This is a genomic window from Emticicia sp. (genome assembly GCF_043780375.1).
Classification (GTDB): Bacteria; Bacteroidota; Bacteroidia; order Cytophagales; family Spirosomataceae; genus Emticicia.
Genome location: NZ_JAYWCU010000273.1, coordinates 1 through 19573 on the forward strand (window position 1 = coordinate 1; position 19573 = coordinate 19573).

General features: G+C 36.0%; 13 protein-coding genes. 12 read left to right on the forward strand and 1 reads right to left on the reverse strand.

Annotation, left to right across the window (positions count from 1 at the left end):
• The first annotated feature begins 343 nt into the window (after positions 1–343).
• The 3 genes from ACH2CJ_RS20060 to ACH2CJ_RS20070 all read left to right on the forward strand — a co-directional run bounded on the left by ACH2CJ_RS20060 (position 344) and on the right by ACH2CJ_RS20070 (position 6438).
• Entirely contained in the window at positions 344–3925 is a 3582-nt protein-coding gene (locus ACH2CJ_RS20060) for a TonB-dependent receptor (RefSeq protein ID WP_394995861.1), read from the forward strand.
• Between the two features lie 161 nt (positions 3926–4086).
• Positions 4087–5856 (forward strand): RagB/SusD family nutrient uptake outer membrane protein, encoded by a 1770-nt coding sequence (locus ACH2CJ_RS20065; protein ID WP_394995863.1) that lies wholly within the window; start codon positions 4087–4089, stop codon positions 5854–5856.
• A gap of 201 nt (positions 5857–6057) precedes the next feature.
• On the forward strand, positions 6058–6438 hold the full coding sequence (locus tag ACH2CJ_RS20070) for a rhodanese-like domain-containing protein (RefSeq protein WP_394995865.1): 381 nt from the start codon (positions 6058–6060) through the stop codon (positions 6436–6438).
• Positions 6439–6440: 2 nt separating this feature from the next.
• On the opposite strand, the gene treF is transcribed toward ACH2CJ_RS20070, so the two are convergent.
• Positions 6441–8054, reverse strand: coding sequence for an alpha,alpha-trehalase TreF (gene treF, locus ACH2CJ_RS20075; RefSeq protein WP_394995868.1), 1614 nt, complete (start codon positions 8052–8054; stop codon positions 6441–6443).
• Between the two features lie 224 nt (positions 8055–8278).
• Here treF and ACH2CJ_RS20080 point away from each other — a divergent pair, with 224 nt between their 5' ends.
• From ACH2CJ_RS20080 to rfbA, 9 genes are all read left to right on the forward strand, one after another.
• Positions 8279–9208 (forward strand): hypothetical protein, encoded by a 930-nt coding sequence (locus ACH2CJ_RS20080; protein WP_394995870.1) that lies wholly within the window; start codon positions 8279–8281, stop codon positions 9206–9208.
• A gap of 214 nt (positions 9209–9422) precedes the next feature.
• Positions 9423–10397 (forward strand): quinolinate synthase NadA, encoded by a 975-nt coding sequence (gene nadA, locus ACH2CJ_RS20085; RefSeq protein ID WP_394995872.1) that lies wholly within the window; start codon positions 9423–9425, stop codon positions 10395–10397.
• Positions 10398–10441: 44 nt separating this feature from the next.
• Positions 10442–10897 carry a nucleoside deaminase gene (locus ACH2CJ_RS20090; RefSeq protein ID WP_394995888.1) on the forward strand — a complete coding sequence of 152 codons (456 nt, stop codon included), beginning with the start codon at positions 10442–10444 and terminating at the stop codon, positions 10895–10897.
• An 86-nt stretch (positions 10898–10983) separates the two neighbouring features.
• Entirely contained in the window at positions 10984–11625 is a 642-nt protein-coding gene (locus ACH2CJ_RS20095; RefSeq protein ID WP_394995874.1) for a superoxide dismutase, read from the forward strand.
• A gap of 267 nt (positions 11626–11892) precedes the next feature.
• Entirely contained in the window at positions 11893–14232 is a 2340-nt protein-coding gene (locus ACH2CJ_RS20100) for an SLBB domain-containing protein (protein WP_394995877.1), read from the forward strand.
• A gap of 47 nt (positions 14233–14279) precedes the next feature.
• Positions 14280–15314, forward strand: a complete 1035-nt coding sequence (locus ACH2CJ_RS20105; protein ID WP_394995879.1) for a Wzz/FepE/Etk N-terminal domain-containing protein — start codon at positions 14280–14282, stop codon at positions 15312–15314.
• 52 nt (positions 15315–15366) lie between these two features.
• Positions 15367–15978, forward strand: a complete 612-nt coding sequence (locus ACH2CJ_RS20110; protein WP_394995881.1) for a Uma2 family endonuclease — start codon at positions 15367–15369, stop codon at positions 15976–15978.
• A gap of 276 nt (positions 15979–16254) precedes the next feature.
• Positions 16255–17274: a UDP-N-acetylglucosamine 4,6-dehydratase (inverting) gene (pseB, locus tag ACH2CJ_RS20115; protein ID WP_394995883.1), complete on the forward strand. Its 1020-nt coding sequence runs from the start codon at positions 16255–16257 to the stop codon at positions 17272–17274.
• Positions 17275–17896: 622 nt separating this feature from the next.
• Positions 17897–18757 carry a glucose-1-phosphate thymidylyltransferase RfbA gene (gene rfbA, locus ACH2CJ_RS20120; RefSeq protein WP_394995886.1) on the forward strand — a complete coding sequence of 287 codons (861 nt, stop codon included), beginning with the start codon at positions 17897–17899 and terminating at the stop codon, positions 18755–18757.
• Positions 18758–19573 lie beyond the last annotated feature (816 nt).

Sequence of the window (19573 nt, forward strand, 5' to 3'; positions counted from 1 at the left end):
TTGAGGAAATTTTGAAGCCCGAATGGAATTCCATAGCACCGCTACGGTTGAAAAATTTGCTCAATTTGTAGCCGAAAAGATGGTGTTTTTCGACTTAAAATACTTTCGCAGGAAGTCTATTTAAACAATCAAATATTTTTAACACCAAAATTTAACCTAAACAAAACATGAAAACCTAAACCTGAAACAAACACTACCTTTACCTTTGCAATTAAAAAAAGCCGACAATGTTACGAGCATTGTCAGCTTAAAATTAAACCCTTTTTGATTGGTTACGAGCCAAAATAAACAAAGGGTGTGTTTCGGAAAATCTTACGAAAATCTAACAAAACATTTCAAACGTATGAAAAAAACTCGACAAAACAGTCAATTATTACTGACTATTATGAAAATCTCACTTTTACAACTGACCTTGGCGGTGCTGTTTGTAGGAGTTTCTTTTGCCTTCGATGGTAAGGCTCAAGAAATGCTCAACAAGTCAGTGTCACTAAAAGTTGAAGACATGAAACTTCGCATGGTGCTTAATCAAATCGAGCAGCAGACCGATGCCAAGTTTGTTTATAACTCGAAGGCTATTCAAGCCGACCGCAAGATTTCATTGACTCTTTCAGACAAGAAATTATATGAAGTTTTAGACATCGTATTAAAACTTTATCAGGTTTCGCATAAAATCATTGGTGGACAAATCATTTTGAGTCCAGCCATTCCTGAAAAAGCTATCAAGACAAGCAATGTGAGCGAATCGTCATCAGACGAAGCAAAAATAGCCGTTTTGCCCATCGACAAATCAATAACAGGAACTGTGAGCGATGAAACTGGCTCTGGAATTCCGGGAGTGAGTGTTACAATCAAAGGAACTTCAAAAGGTACAAATACTGATGTTAATGGAAAATTTAAAATTGATGTGCCAACTGAGCAGACAATCTTGGTTTTTTCATTTGTTGGTTATGCTCCACAAGAGATTAAAGTAGGCAACCAATCTGAAATTACTGTTTCTTTAAAAACAGACATCAAACAACTTTCTGAGGTGATTGTGGTTGGTTATGGGTCACAAAAGAAAGCCAATTTGACTGGTGCGGTTGATATGATTACGAGTGATGTGTATGAAAACCGTGCCATGACAAACCTTAACCAAGGTTTACAAGGGGTTTTGCCAAACTTAAATATTAAAATGGGTGATGGAAAACCAAACCAAGCTCCAACTTTTAATATTAGAGGTACAACTTCGATAGGACAAGGTGGAAGTGCCTTAGTTTTAATTGATAATGTTGAGGGCGACCCAAGTTTGATAAATCCTAATGATATTGCAACTATCACTTTGCTGAAAGATGCCGCTTCGGCTTCTATTTATGGAGCAAGAGGTGTTTTTGGTGTGGTTCTGATAACTACAAAAAATCCTACGGTTGGAAAAACCAATGTAACTTATTCTACCAATTATTCTTTCAAAGGTGCTATTGCAAAGCCTAATTTGGTGTCCGATGGCTATTTATGGTCTTCGATGTTTGCCGAGTCTTTTGTAAATTTTGGGGGAACTTTCCCACAAAATGCTAACAAAACGCTCAAATTTTCACAAGCGTATTTAACCGAATTCAAGAGAAGAAAAGAGGTTGGAGGCTTGCCCGAAGTCGAAATTGACCCAATTACAGGCGAATATGTTTATTATGGAAACACCGCCTATTATGATTTGCTTTACAAAGACCAAAATAGCTCGAACGAGCATAATATTAGTATTTCGGGAAGTTCAGAAAAAGCAAGTTATTTGCTTACAGGCAGGTATTTAGGTCAAACTGGTTTGTTTCGCTACAATTCTGATGATTATCGTATTTTCAATTTTACTGGAAAAGGCTCAATACAATTGTATCCTTGGTTGAAAATCAATAATATGTCGCAATTCTCGGATATGAAATACCACAATCCGCTGAATGTTGGCGAAGGTGGCGGTATTTGGAGAAATATTGCTGACGAAGGTCCAGTTCCATCGCCATTGTTGAATCCTGACGGAACCCTAACAGCTTCGGCGGCTTATAATGTTGGTGATTTTTATTATGGGAAAAATGGCATTGACAACAACAAAAAAGTGTTCAGAAATACGACTGGTTTTGCAAGCTCTTTTTTTAAAGATAAATTCAGAATCAAAGGAGATTTTACGATTCAAAATACAGACAATAATGATAGAACGAAAGCTGTGCCAGTACCATATAGCATCAAGCCTGGGGTTATTTCCTACGTTGGCACTACAACAAATTTCTTGAATGATGTGTATCGTGAAACTGCTTATATGACCACCAATTTATATTCAGAATACGAAAATACTTTCAAAAACGACCATTATTTGAAGTTTTTGGTAGGTTATAATTACGAGCAATCAAATTTTAAACGCCTTTCGGCTCAACGAAACGGTTTAATTTTTGAAGATGCCAACGACATCAATTTGGCATTAGGACAAGTAACGACCACAACTGGTGGTTGGGAAATTTGGAAAATTATGGGTGGTTTTTCAAGGCTAAATTATTCGTACAAAGACCGTTATTTATTTGAAATCAATGGTCGCTATGATGGTTCTTCTAAGTTTCCTGCCAACCAGCGTTTTGCATTTTTCCCTTCATATTCTGTCGGTTGGAGGCTTTCAAAAGAGTCTTTTTGGAAAATTCCCGAAAACATCATTTCTGACCTAAAACTAAGAGCATCGTATGGCTCGCTTGGCAATGGAAATATTGGTTCGTATGCTTACTTAGAGCAATTTGGCATTACTCAATCTGCCTTAATTTTAAATGGTCAAAAACCTCAGCAAACCAGAAACCCAACGGTGATCCCCGAAGGATTGACTTGGGAAACTGCTACTACACAAAACTTCGGTATTGACTTAGCAATGCTTAATAATCGCCTAAATTTTGTGGCCGATGTATATGTCAGAACAACAACAGATATGTTTACGGTTGGCTTGACACTTCCTGCGGTTTTTGGTGCAACTGCTCCAAAAGGAAACTATGCCGATTTGAAAACCAAAGGTTTCGAGGCAATGCTCTCTTACCGTGATAAGATAAAAACTGGGGCAAAAACTTTGAATTATGATGTGAGATTGACACTTTCTGACTACAAATCAACTATTTTGAAATACAATAATCCTCAAAAATTATTGAGCGATTATTATGAAGGACAAGTTTTGGGTGAAATTTGGGGCTACACCACCGATGGATATTTCAAGTCGGCAGAAGATGTTAAAAATAGTGCTTCTCAAAGTTTATTCAGAACTGCCTCAAGTGGACTTTGGTTTCCAGGAGATATAAAATTCAAAGATACCAATGGCGATGGAGCAATTACGCCGGGAACAGAAAGAGTTGAAAATCCAGGCGACCGTTCGATTATTGGTAACTCAACACCTCGATTTACTTATGGGGTGATGCTTGGAGCTGATTGGAACAATTTTTTCTTTTCGGCATTTGTGCAAGGTGTAGGCAAGCAAGATTGGTATCCGAGTCGTGAGGCGAATTTGTTTTGGGGACAATATAACCGCCCTTATGGTGGAATTCCTGCAAGTCAGCTTGGAAATATCTGGACAGAACAAAACCCTGATGCGTATTTTCCTCGTTATGTTTCTCGTATTGCCAGTAATGCCAACGGAACATTAGCAGCAGCTCAAACAAAATACCTTCAAAATGTTAGGTATATGCGTCTGAAAAACATTCAGGTTGGCTATAATTTACCTAAAACTTTGGCTTCAAAAATTGGTTCATCGGCAGCAAGAGTTTATGTTTCGGGCGAAAATTTATGGACACTTTCTCCTCTTTTCAAAATCACGAGAGATTTTGATGTGGAAAGTGCGGTTGCATCTGACCAAGTGTTTTCACCCGGTGGAAATTCAGGCGATGGTAACAACTATCCAATCATGAAAAGTGTAACACTTGGTTTATCAATTACATTTTAGCGGGATGGTAGGGTAAGAAAACCTCATCCCCCAACCCTTCTCCACAGGAGAAGGGAGTAGTGAAAGTCCTCCGCAGCGGCGTACCGTTCCTATGGAAAGGATTTAGGTGAGGTTAGTAAATTGACTTCAAAAATTTGTCTAATTTTCAAAAAACTACAAATATGAAACTAAAATACATCATTCTACTGCTTGCAACAACGATTTTTGTAAGTTGTGATTTAGAAGAACTGCCAGAAGCCACCACCACCAAAGGCCCAATTTTTGGCAATGAAAGTGGTTTGATTTTATATACAAATTCTTTTTATAACATCATAAACGGAAAAAATTTGCACCGAGCCGATGCCATGTCCGACTATCAGGCTCGCAAAGATTCACCTGCATTTATAACAGACGGAAACTTTAGTGCCAATACGAGTTCTGGTTGGTCATGGTCAGATTTGAGAAATATCAATTATTTCATTCAAAACTGTAACGACCCAAAAGTGCCTTTGGCAGTAAGAAAAAACTATCTCGGAATTGCCAGATTTTTCAGAGCATATTTCTATTTTGATAAAGTAAAACGCTTCGGAGATGTGCCTTGGATAAACAAACCGCTCGATGTAACTGATACTGAGCTATTAACAAAAGGGCGTGACCCAAGAGCAATGGTGATGGATTCGGTGCTGGCAGATTTAGATTATGCAAGCCAAACCATTACTTCAAACAGTGAAGCTACAAGGAGTTTGGTTACAAAATATGTGGCTTATGCCATGAAAGCAAGAGTTGCATTGCACGAAGGTACTTTCAGAAAATATCATACAAGTGTTGGTTTGCAGGCTTCGGCTGCTGGTTTGCTAACGCAAGCTGCCGTAGCTGCCAAAAAAGTTATAGATGAAGGTGGCTATAAATTGTACGATGGTGCAGGAACAGACAAATCGTATCGTCAAGTATTTATCAATCCAGCTCCAATTGCTACAGAAGTAATGATGTCGGCTGTATGTGATTTAGCCTTGAATAACCTAAATGATGCTAACTGGTACTGGACAAGTGGAACGTATGGCGACAAAGCAAGTTTTATCAGAACTTTTATAAATACTTATTTGAATATTGACGGAACTCCATATACAAATAATGCCGCCTACAAAACAATGTTGTTTAAAGATGAAGTAAAAAACAGAGATAAAAGATTGCAACAAACCATTCGTGTTGGCGATTATAAAAGAGTAAGCAATGGCGTTTCTGTGGCTTCTCCTCCCTTATTTTCTTATACATTTACAGGCTATATGCCTATCAAATGGGCCTTGGACGATATGTATTATGATACCCGTGACTTGAACATCAACTCAGTTACGATTTTTAGATTAGCAGAAGTGTTGCTTGTTTATGCTGAAGCAAAAGCCGAATTAGGCACAATGACTAATGCTGATTGGACGATTTCAGTTGGTGCATTAAGAAAGCGTGCAGGAATTACGAGTGGACTTACAACGCTTCCAACGGTTGTTGACAACTACTTGAAAACTAATTATTTTCCTGAAATAAACGACCCAATTTTGTTGGAAGTTCGCCGTGAAAGAGGCATCGAATTATGCTTAGAAGGCTTCCGTTTTGATGATATTGTTAGATGGAAAAGGGGCGAATTGATGCAAATGGAATGGAACGGAATGTACATTCCTTCACTCAATACACCTTTAGACCTCAATGAAGATGGCATTTTGGATGTTGCATTTTATAAAACAACTGCTCCTACGAAAGTTTCGGGGGTTACTTATGTAGAAGTTTCGCCTTTAATTGCCGGAAAACCAAATTCTCAACTAATTGCAGGAGATACTTCGGGCGAACTAACTTGGTTGAATAATATTCCAAGAAAATGGTTAGATAAAAACTATTATTACCCTATTCCAACTGGCGATATTATTACCAATCCAAACCTTAAACAAAATCCAGGTTGGTAAAGAAAAAATTGCAAAAACACTCCATCAATTAAAATAAACTTGCTGATATTTTTGGCAAGTTTACTTTAAACAGGTTCTTTTTCATCTTTCGACCTTCTGATCATTTTCCGGTAAGTGCGGTTTTAGTTTTGCCATGATGCTTAAGTTTGCACAAAATCATTAGTTTTGTGTAAACTTATTCACCTTTAAATGTTAGGCATCATGTTTTCAAAAATTTCTTTCTTACTTTTTGCCATTTTGCTTTTCTCCTTTATAGGCACAAAAGCCCAAAATGTAAACCTTGCTCCGCAAGATTTTATAGCTAAAATCAAAGTCACAAAAGATGCTCAATTGCTTGATGTAAGAACACCTCAAGAATGGCAATCGGGCAAAATCGCCTCTTCTAATTTCATCAATTTCAACGATGCTGATTTTAAGCAACAAATTGAAAAATTAGATAAAAACAAGCCTGTATTTGTCTATTGTGCAGCAGGCGGACGCAGCAGCAAAGCAACCCCAATATTGCAAGCGGCTGGTTTTAAGCAAGTTTACAACCTTTCTGGGGGTGGATACAAAGACCTTGCAAATGCAGGTTTGAAATGACCTTATTTTTTTTCTGAAAGTAATTTAAGTAAAACACCATTTGTCCAATCAAAACCATCTTGTACAATATATTCGCCGCCACCAGCTTTTAGCGAAAGGTCGTAAACGTTATACTTTTCGACCATTTTCCCAGTGTTTTTATACATTCGTAAGTTATTACTTACCCAATTCTGCTTTATGTTATTGGCTAAATCATTGAATCCATAATTACGCAATCCTTGAATTGCCAAATATTGTAGCGGAGCAAAGCCATTGGGTGAGTCCCATTGTTGATTTGTTTCATTGAGCGTTGTTGTCAATCCGCCTGTTTGTAAGAATTTACCTTCTATAATTTTTGCTACTTTTTTAGCTTGGGCAGGCGTTGCCAACTTAAAAAACAAAGGATAAACTGCTGCTAATGAATAAACATCTGTCTGCTTTCCTGCAACAAAATCATAATCGAAGTAAAACCCAGCACTTTCATTCCAAAAATATTTATCAAAAATTGCTTTTCGTTTGTCGGCTAAGATTTGCATACTTTTAGCATATTCTGGTTCGTCCTTTGCTCGATATATTTCAGCAATTGTAACTTCCAGATTATAAAGCAAGGCGTTCAAGTCAACTGGTAAAATATCGGTTGTATGAATAGTTTTTAAATTTTTCCCATCACGCAACCAACGACTCGAAAAGTCCCAGCCCGATTCGGCACCAGAACGAAGATGGCGGTACATTTCATTAGCATTTCTACCCGATTTACTTGCAGTCGCAATGTCTTCTCTGTATGCTTCGGGGCGAGGTGTATTTTTTTCATCAAAATAGCGATTGAGTATATCATCTTTTCCTAAGAAAACGGTCTTTTTATAGGCTTTATCACCTTTTTTTCGAGCTTCATTTTGTTTTTGAGCATCTTCTCCCCCATTTTCAACCGCCATCCAATATTGGTATTCTCGCTGTATTTGTGGTAAATATTGCACTAATTTTTGCTCATGCCCTTTCATTTCGGACAAGATTTTTACCATCGAAGCAAAAAAAGGTGGTTGCGAACGACTAAAATAATAACTCCTATTTCCACTCGGAATATGTCCAAAATCCTGAATCAACTGAGCTAAATTCAGCACCGTATTCGACATCAAAGAATCCTTGCCTGCTGCCTGCAAACCCAACATCGTAAAATAGCTATTCCAATAATGAATTTCGCCAAAACGCCCTCCAGGAACTACGTAAGGTTTAAGCAAAGGCACGAGTGTGCCGCCTTCATCTTTTGGTTGTCGAATCAAAACTTTCCATAATTCATCAATATGCTGTTCGCCAGAATTATTAGGATTACTCATATAATTGCTACTTAGCGTTTGTGGAAGTTTAAAGTTTTCTAAGACAAAAGCCCTTAAATCGAAGTTCTTTTTTGATTTTTGCTCTTCGTATTTCTTTAAAATTTCGACAGAGGAAGTTTTAGGTACACAATCAGGAAAAGTTTTTGAGTCGGGAAAGACAAATTTTAATTGTACTTCCCTAAAAAGTTCGCCATACTCCTCATCGGGCGATTTATATTCCTTTTTTGTAACAGTTTCACCACAACCAAATAGCAAAAAACTAATAACTACATATAAAAAAGTATTTTTTGAAAATTTTGTTGTCATTTCAATCTTTGAATTTTGTGTTATATATATGGCAAAAATATTCTAAACTTTACCGTTGAATAATATTCGATTGCATTGTTTGGTCGAAAAGTCGTAATTTCGTCTTTAAGGATACGAATTAACTGCAAAGCACGTTAATTTTTGTGAAACCCATCGGGATATTTAGCTAATTTCTATTTTGCAAACCTGCGATTTGCAAAATCACACTACAAAAAACAATAAACATGAAATTTTTTAAAACGTTTTTTCTTTTTACGCCTTTTTTTGCTGCTGCACAAATCAATAGTTCAGTAGTAAATAAATGCCAAGAAACTAACTATCAATTTTTTCGTCAAGGACAGCAAGAGCAACAATCTTCCAAAAAGTATGATGCTCAAGGAAATCTTTTGAAACAAATTGATACATTTTCAAGTCAAAACACTGGAAATTATACCAACGAATATGCTTACGAATATGATACAGACGGCAAGAATTCTCAAGTAACTTACAAGCAAAACGGGCAAGTAAAAAAAGTTACCAAGAAAAATTATAATGCCGCTGGAAACTTAGTAAGCGAAACCACATCGGCTGATGGGAAAACAACTCCATTGGCTTCGCTCACAGCAAACAATGGAGAAACACTACAAGTTTTTTATGCCAAAGATGGTGTAACAGAACTAACGAAAGAAAAAAATACTTTCAATAAAGTGGGGCAATTACTAAAAAAAGAGATTAGCACTGCCAGTGGAAATCTGATGATGTCAGATACAAAAAGCTATAATTTACAAGGAAATATTGCACAATCTATCCATTTTGATGCTGCTGATAAAATAACCCTTTTGACAGATTATGAATATGATGGCAAAGGAAATCTGTTAAAAGATAAAACGATACGCAACAATATTTTATACGCCGAAACAAACAATGAGTATGATTTAGTAGGGAAACTTTTAAAAAAAACTCGCTTGAATGGAAAAGGTCAAATAGATTATTATTTCACCTATGAATATGACTCACAAGGAAATATGAGCAAAGAAAACTATTTTTATAATAACCAAATGATAAGTGTTCGTACCTTTGAATACGATGCCAAGGGCAACAAAATAAAAGAATCATACTTAGATAGAACAGGAAATGTAAGTATGTATAAAATTTGGGAGTTTGCTTGTAAGTAAGCAAAAGCCAATAGTTATTTTAGGGATATGGTAAAAAATAAAGTACCAAGAAACCTCGCCTAAATCCTCTCCACAGGAGAGGACTTTAAACCCTCTCTTGTGGAGAGGGCAGGGTGAGGTTCAAGGATTATGGTACTTTTAAAATTACATTCTCCCCTAAAATGGAAAACCCATTCGTAATCGCACGGGCGACCCCGTCGTAAATTCTTAAAAGATGATCGCTGAAAAAATTGATTATGTAGCCGAAATAGCTCGGTTGAAGAAAGAAAAAAATGCTGTTATTTTAGTTCATTATTACCAAATTGCCGAAATTCAAGACATTGCCGATTATATTGGCGATAGTTTAGGGCTTTCGCAGCAAGCTGCCAAAACCGATGCCGACATCATTGTTTTTGCAGGTGTTCGGTTTATGGCCGAAACTGCAAAAATCCTTTCTCCCAACAAAAAAGTATTACTGCCAGATATAAACGCTGGTTGTTCGCTTGAAGAATCTGCACCTTACGAAGAGTTTAAAGCCTTCAAAGCACAACATCCCGACCATGTGGTTATTTCTTATGTAAACTGTTCAGCCGAACTGAAAACATTGACAGACGTTGTTTGTACGAGTAGCAACGCCGTAAAAATCGTTGAAAGTTTTCCGAAAGACCAAAAAATAATCTTTGCTCCCGATAAAAACTTGGGTGGTTATATTAATCGTGTAACAGGTAGAGATGCGGAGGGCCGCCCCATGCTTTTGTGGGACGGTGCTTGCATGGTTCACGAAACATTTTCAGGAAAAATGATTTCCAACCTAAAAGCCAAACACCCTGCCGCTGAAGTAGTTGCTCATCCTGAAAGTGAAGAATCTGTTTTGAAATTAGCCGATTATATTGGTTCAACAACTGGTCTTTTGAAACACGTCATTAACAGTCCACAAAAAGAATTTATTGTAGCAACTGAGTCGGGAATTTTGCACCAAATGCGAAAATCTGCCCCTGATAAAAAGTTTTATATAGCACCCACATCAAAAAATGGACACGCTTGTAAGGCTTGTTCCGACTGCCCGCACATGAAGCTAAATACGTTGGAAAAGCTCTTTCGGTGTTTGCGTGATGAAACTCCAGAAATAATTCTACCAACCAAAATGCTCGCCGATGCCCGTAAACCAATCGAAAGAATGTTGGAACTTTCGGCACAATTTGGATTGTAAAAAGCAATGTGATAATTTATTAACTGTTTACTGAAGACTGATAACTGAAGACATTTCCTCTATACTCGCACGAATATTTCATGGCAAAAGCCCTTGACTTGGCAATCCAAGCTGGCAAAGCAGGAGAAATACCTGTTGGGGCAATTGTTGTGGTTGGTGGAAGCAAAATTATTGGTAAAGGAAACAATCAAACTGAGCAACTCAATGATGTAACTGCTCATGCCGAAATTCTTGCTATTACTGCTGCATCACAGTTTCTGGGAGCAAAATATTTGAAGGAGTGTACACTTTATGTAACGCTTGAGCCTTGTGTAATGTGTGCAGGAGCATTACATTGGTCGCAAATTGAAAGAGTTGTTTATGGAGCTTCCGACTCCAAACGAGGCTTTAGTCGAGTAAGTCCGAACATTCTTCATCCTAAAACTCAAATCATAAAAAACATATTGGAAACAGACTGTGAAATGATTTTAAAGAATTTTTTCATGAGTTTGCGAACATAAAATTTGTTGTTAGCGTTTAGCCTTTAGTTGTTAGTATTAAAGTTATCATCAGATTTGTATTTACATACTCAAACTTATTTCTAAAAATGGCATATACACTCGACCCGCTCCCATATCTAAGCGATGCACTGGAGCCTCATTTTGACAAGACGACAATGGAAATTCACCATGACCGTCATCATCAAGCTTATGTAACCAACCTCAACAATGCCATTGCTGCAATATCCATTGAGGGCTCAGAGTTAGAAGGTTTAGATTTGAAAGACCTATTGGCAAATATCAGTAAATATCCAGCTCCAGTACGTAATAATGGTGGTGGACATTTCAACCATGATTTGTTTTGGAACATTCTTTCACCAAACGGCGGCGGCGAACCTTCAAGTACGCTTGGCAAAGCAATTGATGAAACTTGGGGTTCATTGGCAGCATTTAAAGATGAGTTCAAAAAAGCGGCGATTGGTCGTTTTGGCTCGGGCTGGGCATGGCTTTGTGTGGATGACCAAGAAAAACTATTTATCACATCTACACCCAACCAAGATAATCCTTTGATGGATGTAGCTGATAAAAAAGGAATCCCTGTATTGGGTTTAGACGTTTGGGAACACGCCTATTATTTAAAATTCCAAAATAAACGCCCCGATTATATTGATTCTTTTTGGAACATCGTTGATTGGGATGCCGTACAAAAACGCTATTCAAATGCTAAAAGGATTATTCCGAATAATTAAATTTAATAAGAAAGTATTAAGAGAGAGATGGATTTCTAAGAAGTCCATCTCTTTTTGTTATCTTGAAAAAGTACAATTTTTATCAAAGTCTTGATGAGTAATCTAACTGGTATGTTGTAAGTATGTATAAACTACGGTTTTACTACATAATAAGCAAACTTTAAATGGCATCATTACTAAAAAAATAATTTATTGATGTTCTATTTTGAAGAAAAATGCCTAATATTGCACTTCTTTTATAGCTTTTAATCTACAAGCCATCACAAAATGTTTCTTAATAAAAACACAATTCTGTCGATAAATACGATTTATTTTATTTGTATTATTTTCTTTTTAGGAATACATAGTACATATGCCCAAAGCGTAAATGAGTTGTCGGATGAACAAATCCAACAGTTTATGAAGCAAGCCCAAGAGAGTGGCATGACAGAAGAACAGCTAATTGCGGCGGCGGCTTTAAAGGGATATAGTGCAGATGATATTGCAAAGGTAAAAGAAAGAATGACGCATCTTCAATCAGGTAAAAAAGGAGCTGTCAATACAAATACGACAGATACAGAAAGGAAACTCAATGATACTACTTCAACAAAGAGTGTAAGACAACAAATTAAAGAAGATAGTACGGCTATCAGAAGAGAAAAATATTTTGGATTGAGTTTATTTAACAATAGAAAAAACACTTTTGAGCCAAATCTAAGAATACCCACCCCTAAAAACTATATTTTGGGCACTGATGATGAAATAAACATCTCTATTACTGGTTTTTCTTCACAAAACTATAAAGCAAAAGTTTCTCCCGAAGGAACAATCCAAATTGACATTTTAAGTCCAATCTATGTAAGTGGCTTAACTATTGAGCAAGCCCGTGAACGCATTATTAATCGTTTAAAAAGTCGTTTTGCAGGTCTAAACAGTACTGGCGGGGGGCTTTATGCCGATGTTACTTTAGGCAATATCCGAAGTATTTCTGTTACCGTTATTGGGGAAGCTATTCAGCCTGGGACTTTTACGGTTCCTTCTTTGGCTAATGTTTTCCATGTATTATACGCTTCTGGCGGACCTTCTGAAATTGGCTCATTACGAAATATTGAAGTTTTCCGTAACGGGAAAATAATCCGAGTATTTGATGTATATGATCTTTTATTACATGGTGACCAAAAAGACAATATTTTACTACAAGACCAAGACATTATTCATATCTCTTATGTAGAGGCTCGTGTTACTTTGCGAGGAGAAATACGTAACCCAAAGATTTTTGAGGTAAAACAAGGTGAGACACTAAAAGATATATTGTCATACGCAGGGGGATTTAAAGAATTGGCTTATACCAAAACACTTTCTTTGGAAAGAATTACATCTACTGAGAAAAAAATAATTACCCTTAATCAAGGTGAGGTTTCTTCATTTATTCCACAAAAGGGAGATATTTATACAATCGGAAAAGTTTTAGATAGATTTGAAAATATTGTTACAATTAAAGGGGCTATTTATAGAGAAGGAAACTATGAATTAGAGCCTGGAATGACTATTAAACAGCTAATTAGTCGAGCAGAAGGACTAAAACAAGATGCATTCAAAGACAGATTAATACTAAAACGAGAACGAGAAAACCTTGAACCTGAAATTTTAGCTTTAGACCTCAACAAAATTTTGAAGGGTGAATCAGAAGATATTCGTTTAAAATTAAAAGATACCTTGTTTATAAAAGCGTACAAGGATTTAAGAGAAAAGCTTACTATATCAATTGATGGTGCTGTTAATAAAATTGGCAATTATGAATATGCTGATAACATGACTGTCTCAGATTTAATAACAATGGCTGGTGGTTTTTCGGATGGAGCGAGTGCTTCTAAAATAGAAATTGCCCGTAGAATAAAAGGCGATACATTTTTACTGCCCAAAGAGCAATCTATTAGAATACAATTGCTTGATATAGATAGAAATTTACAATTAAGTGCTGAAAATAAAAAAGTAATTTTAAACCCCTTTGACAAGGTTTATGTCAGAAGACTACCTCGTTATGAAGAGCAAAAAACTGTTTCTGTCATTGGAGAAATATTTTACCCTGGTCCTTATGCTTTAAGAGATAAAACCGAGAAAATTTCAGATTTAATTTTAAAATCAGGCGGTACTCGAAGTGAGGCCGATTTAGGTAGTGCCAGATTTACCAGAGCAGGCAAAGTAATAGGTGTTGATTTGACTAAAGTTTTAGCTAATCGAAATGATATTAATAATTTAGTACTCAATAGTGGTGATGTTTTAGATATTCCTCGTAAAAAAGAAACTGTAACCATTAATGGGCAAGTCTATAATCCAACCACTGTTCCTTTTGTTCCCAATTTAAAATTAAAAGAATATATTAATTTAGCTGGAGGAACTACTGATAGTGCTTACGTTAAAAAAACATATGTAAGGTATGGTAATGGCAGACTTGACCGTACCAAAAGCTTCTTAGGAATAAAGGCTTATCCTAAAATAGAAAATGGATCTGAAATATTTGTTCCTGTAAGAAAAAAATCTAAATCATCTCCTGCAGAGAGAATTGCAGTGAGCTCAGCTTTGGTCTCAATTGTAACAATATTAGTTACTGTGTTAAGGGTTTTATAAAAAAGGAGTCTAATAATCCCTAAATTCAAGGAAAAAAATTACAGAAAATGGAAGAAGAAAAAGATATTATTAGCATTGATTTTGGTGCGTTTTTTAAAATCCTTTGGAAAGAAAAGGTTTGGATATTCGTAATTACAGCATTATTTACAATTTTAGGATTAGTTTATGCTTTTTCTTTGCGAGAGGAGTTTACTGCAAGTGGAAAAATCCTACCCGAATATCAATCTAAAGCTGGTGGACTTGGGCAGTTTGCTGGATTGGCAAGCTTAGCTGGTGTGGATATTGGAAGTGCAGTAACTGGTGGAGGTGATGCTATTCGCCCCGATTTATACCCCGATGTTTTGAAGAGTACACCATTCTTCTTAGATTTGTTTCAAATTAAGATTAAGACGAAAGAAAATAAGGAAATGTTATTTAGTCAATTTTATGACCAATACATTTTGGATAATAAAATTAAAGAAGAAAATAAAAAACTTAAATATCCAATCAGTAATCAATACATTGCTGTTAGTTACCAAACCGAGAATAATTTAAAAGATTTACGGGAAAGAATCAATGCAGCAATTGATAAAAAAACAGGACTACTAACAGTAACAGTAAAAATGCCAGATCCAGTAGTAGCTACACTTATTACAAGGTATAGCATGGACTATTTGACTAATTATATTACTAATTATAGAACCGAAAAAGCAAAAAAAGACTTAGATTTTCTTGCTGAACGATTAGATGCAGCTAAAGGCAAATATTATAATAATCAAGCTAAAAAAGCACAATACAGCGACCAATTTCAACAATCAATGATGAAATTGCAGTCAGCAGATTTGCAAAGAGAGCGAATAGAATCGGAATATAAAATCTCCTCCTCCTTCTATAATAGTTTATTACAAAAATACGAAGAGGCAAAATTAAAGATTCAACAAGAGACCCCAGTACTAAAAGTATTAGAACCACCCGTTGTTCCCAATAAAAAGAGTGAACCTAAAAAGGCAATCATTGCTATTATTAGTGCGTTTTTGGGTGGAATTATTGGCGTTATGATAGCTTTAATCCGAAAGAAAAATTATAAGCAGGTATTGAAATAGAAATCAAATATCTCCTTTATAGAAACAGTTCTTACAAGAAATTTTCAGTACAATGGCAATAACAAACCTTAATGAATTAGATTTATCTAAAGCATACACATTCAAAGACTATTTGAGCTGGCAATTCAAAGAACGAGTTGAGTTGCTGAGGGGATATATTTCTAAAATGTCACCGGCACCCAATAGTAGGCATCAAATTATTTCTTGGAATTTAGCTAATTTAATAGGATATTCCCTTAGAAAGAAAAAATGCCTGGCATTTTCAGCACCATTTGATGTTTACTTGCCAAGTATAAATGGTCAAAATGACACAATAGTACAACCTGATATTTGTGTCATTTGCGATACATCTAAAATAAAAAAACATGGTTGTGTAGGTTCTCCCGACTTGGTTATTGAAATACTTTCTCCTGGTAATTGCGAAGCGTCGCCCGCCCAGAGAGAAATGAAAGATAAGTATGACATTTACGAACAAGCTGGAGTAAAAGAATATTGGGTGGTATTTCCATCAGAGCAGGTTTTACAGATTTATTCATTAAAAGATGGTATTTATTTTTCTCAAAGACCCTATACTCGAGGTGATAAAGTTAATAGTAGTGTTTTAGTTGGATTGGAGTTAGATTTAGATGATGTTTTTGAAGACACGCTTAATTTAGAAGATTAATTTTAGAGAATTTGGTTACTAACCTATTTACGAATCTGTTTAAACTTTTTTTTAAGAAGCCAAGCCAGAAAATTTACTGTTCGAGCGACAGCGAGTCGGTTCGCCGACGCGATTAAATTTTCTTGATTTTTTTACGGTCAGCCGCTGCTGTTACTTTTTGTATCAAGACGGGAACGCCCAGTTAAAAAGTAAGGTAGAGAAAAAAGCAATACTCAGTGAATTTATAAAAGTTTAAGCAGGCTTATAAATTCCGATTGATAACAAAAACATATTTAGATGTCATTTACATTAAAAGATAAATCTATTCTTATTACAGGTGGGACTGGCTCTTTGGGCAAAGCCCTTACTGGTCATATATTATCAAAATACCCTGAAATAAAGAAACTTATTATCTTTTCAAGAGATGAACAGAAACAATTTCAGATGGCTCAAGAGTATCCTGAAAATAAATATCCTCAAATGAGGTATTTTATTGGCGATGTTAGGGATTTCGAGCGATTAAAAAGAGCATTTAAAGGGGTTGATTATGTTATTCATGCTGCGGCAATGAAACACGTTCATATTGCAGAATACAATCCAATGGAATGTGTAAAAACCAATGTGTTAGGGGCAGAAAATGTAATCAATGCGTGTTTAGAAACCGAAGTCGAAAGGGTAATCGCTTTATCTACCGACAAGGCTTGTGCCCCAATTAATTTATACGGAGCAACCAAACTAACATCTGATAAATTATTTGTAGCCGCTAATAATATCAGAGGGTGGAATCCAATCAAATTTTCCGTAGTAAGATATGGCAATGTGATGGGTTCAAATGGTTCAGTTATTCCTTTCTTCATAAATAAGAAAAAACAAGGAATACTACCCATTACTGACCCAAATATGACTCGTTTTAATATTTCTCTACAAGGAGGAGTGGACATGGTAATGCACGCTCTTGAACACGCTTGGGGAGGAGAAATTTTTATTCCTAAAATTCCGTCTTATCGAATCATGGATATTGCCGAAGCAATTGGACCAAAATGTGAGAAGCCAATTGTGGGCATTAGACCCGGTGAGAAAGTACATGAAGAAATGATTACAGAGTCAGATTCTTTTCTCACCTATGATTTGGGTAAATACTATACTATTTTACCTTCTACTCACAAATGGGAGTTGGAAGAATTTATAGACCATTTCAAAGCCCAAAAGGTATCTATTGGATTTAAATATAATTCAGAGAAAAATACCGAATGGGAAACCGTTGAAAGTCTAAGAAAATTAATCAAGGAGCATGTTGATTCAAGTTTTGTTGTTTAATTTTCGGGATAAACATAATAAAATAATATTGTATTTACCTCACCCCACCCTCTCCACAGGAGAGGGATTGAAGTCCCCTTTCTCTTGTGGAGAAAGGGGATTTAGGGGAATGAGGTTTGATATTCATAAAAAGGAAAATACTTAATTTAAATGGCATTCTGAGATTGTATTTTACCTCACCCCACCCTCTCTGAAGTAGTCCCCTTTCTCTTGTGGAGAAAGGAGATTTAGGGGAATGAGGTTTGATATTCAAATAAGGAAAATACTTAATTTAAAAGGCATTCAAGTAATATTGTATTTTACCTCACCCTACCCTCTCCACAGGAGAGGGCTTGAAGTAGTCTCCTTTCTCCTGTGGAGAAAGGAGATTTGGGGGAATGAGGTTTGAGATTCAAATAAGGAAAAAACTTAATTTAAAAGGCATTCAAGTAATATTGTATTTTACCTCACCCTACCCTCTCCACAGGAGAGGGCTAAAGGGAATTTAGGGAATGAGGTTTGATATTCAAATGAGGGAAATACTTAATTGCGTTCAACTTATTAAATTTTCAAGAAGCTATTTAAAAAAGCAATCATTTTACAAACATTTATAGCCAATGGCTATTAGCTCAAAGCTATTTCTATGAAAGGAATTATATTAGCAGGAGGGTCTGGCACACGTTTACATCCGCTTACATTGGCGGTTAGCAAACAGTTAATGCCCGTTTATGACAAACCTATGATTTATTACCCACTTTCAATATTGATGTTGGCGGGTATTAAAGAGGTATTAATTATTTCTACCCCCCACGATTTACCGCATTTTCAAAAATTATTGGGAGATGGTAGTCGCATTGGTTGTAGCTTTAGCTATGCCGAGCAGCCAAGTCCTGATGGGTTAGCACAAGCATTTATTATTGGGGCGGATTTCATTGGGAATGACTCGGTAGCTTTGGTTTTGGGAGATAATATTTTTTATGGTAGTGGATTAAGTAAATTACTACAAGGTAGCACCAATCCCGATGGAGGAGTGGTATTTGCCTATCAAGTACAAGACCCAGAACGCTACGGCGTAGTAGAGTTTGATGAAAACCGAAAAGCGATTTCGATAGAAGAAAAACCAACGCATCCTAAATCCAATTATGCTGTGCCTGGCTTGTATTTCTACGATAATAGCGTAGTTGAAATAGCCAAAAACATCAAGCCTTCGCCCCGTGGTGAATTGGAAATTACTGACATTAACCGTGTATATCTTGAAAATGGCAAACTGAGCGTAGGCATCATGAACCGAGGAACGGCTTGGTTGGATACAGGCACTTTCCAATCATTGATGCAAGCGGGGCAGTTTGTGCAAGTAATTGAAGAGCGACAAGGCTTAAAAGTTGGTTGTATTGAAGAAGTTGCCTACCGCATGGGCTTCATTGATGCAGAACAATTAAAAGTTATTGCTCGTCCCCTCATTAAAAGTGGATATGGACAGTATTTATTGAATATGATTTCTTGAAAACTAAGTAGTCCACAGTCAATAATTGACAGTCCACAGTAGTGTGAAGTACCGTTGGTGGAATTTTACTTTCATCTTCTTGCGTACTCCAATATCGGTTTCTTTCTTTAAAACTTTTTTTACCGAGCGTCGGTCGAAATAAGGTTGTACAAGAAAATATCTTTACCAAATATTGGCATCTCAATCCCTTCTTTCATAACAGCCTAAAAGTGCATTTTACCATCAACAAAACATTCGGTAAAAACACTTTTTTAATTGAAATTTCCATTCTAAAGCATTCTTCGTCAATTCGTAAACAAGATGTAAAGTACCGATTGACAAATACATTTGATTGATTTTAAGATGCCATTACGATATTCCTTCATCCTTTTGATTAATAAATATATGATGTTATGAATCAAAAGAAGTTTAACAACAACCATCAAAATCTTTCCTTTTGTTATTGCAATCTTTGTAAGTATTCTTTAGATCTTCTCTCTTAAATACAAGAACATAATAGTTTTTAACTTTACGCCTGCTTGATATTCATTGATTTACATTTGATATTCCTGAGTCTTCATTCAATCTTCACCGTATTTTTGGTAATATGTAAAGTAGCTAATACCCCAATGAGGGGTGGATGGTTGAAGCGTTTTTTTATTACTCTTTGAAAAATCTTATGCTATCTGACACTAAGCCCATCCCCACCCCGAAAGGTAGGTTGTCTAATGTGTTAACAAGCTCTTTCATATTTTGAATGCTTTTTGTTTTCTAACTACCTGATTATCAAAGAGTTGTTTTTGTTTCCATTGTAATAAATCTGAAAGAAAAACAGAC

What these genes read in the sequence shown, in the direction of transcription:
- ACH2CJ_RS20095 (WP_394995874.1), top strand. Translation starts at nt 10,984, where the DNA reads ATGGCATATACACTCGACCCGCTCCCATATCTAAGCGATGCACTGGAG.
- ACH2CJ_RS20100 (WP_394995877.1), top strand. Translation starts at nt 11,893, where the DNA reads ATGTTTCTTAATAAAAACACAATTCTGTCGATAAATACGATTTATTTT.
- ACH2CJ_RS20080 (WP_394995870.1), top strand. Translation starts at nt 8,279, where the DNA reads ATGAAATTTTTTAAAACGTTTTTTCTTTTTACGCCTTTTTTTGCTGCT.
- pseB (WP_394995883.1), top strand. Translation starts at nt 16,255, where the DNA reads ATGTCATTTACATTAAAAGATAAATCTATTCTTATTACAGGTGGGACT.
- ACH2CJ_RS20105 (WP_394995879.1), top strand. Translation starts at nt 14,280, where the DNA reads ATGGAAGAAGAAAAAGATATTATTAGCATTGATTTTGGTGCGTTTTTT.
- ACH2CJ_RS20060 (WP_394995861.1), top strand. Translation starts at nt 344, where the DNA reads ATGAAAAAAACTCGACAAAACAGTCAATTATTACTGACTATTATGAAA.
- ACH2CJ_RS20110 (WP_394995881.1), top strand. Translation starts at nt 15,367, where the DNA reads ATGGCAATAACAAACCTTAATGAATTAGATTTATCTAAAGCATACACA.
- rfbA (WP_394995886.1), top strand. Translation starts at nt 17,897, where the DNA reads ATGAAAGGAATTATATTAGCAGGAGGGTCTGGCACACGTTTACATCCG.
- ACH2CJ_RS20070 (WP_394995865.1), top strand. Translation starts at nt 6,058, where the DNA reads ATGTTTTCAAAAATTTCTTTCTTACTTTTTGCCATTTTGCTTTTCTCC.
- nadA (WP_394995872.1), top strand. Translation starts at nt 9,423, where the DNA reads ATGATCGCTGAAAAAATTGATTATGTAGCCGAAATAGCTCGGTTGAAG.
- ACH2CJ_RS20065 (WP_394995863.1), top strand. Translation starts at nt 4,087, where the DNA reads ATGAAACTAAAATACATCATTCTACTGCTTGCAACAACGATTTTTGTA.
- treF (WP_394995868.1), bottom strand. Translation starts at nt 8,054, where the DNA reads ATGACAACAAAATTTTCAAAAAATACTTTTTTATATGTAGTTATTAGT.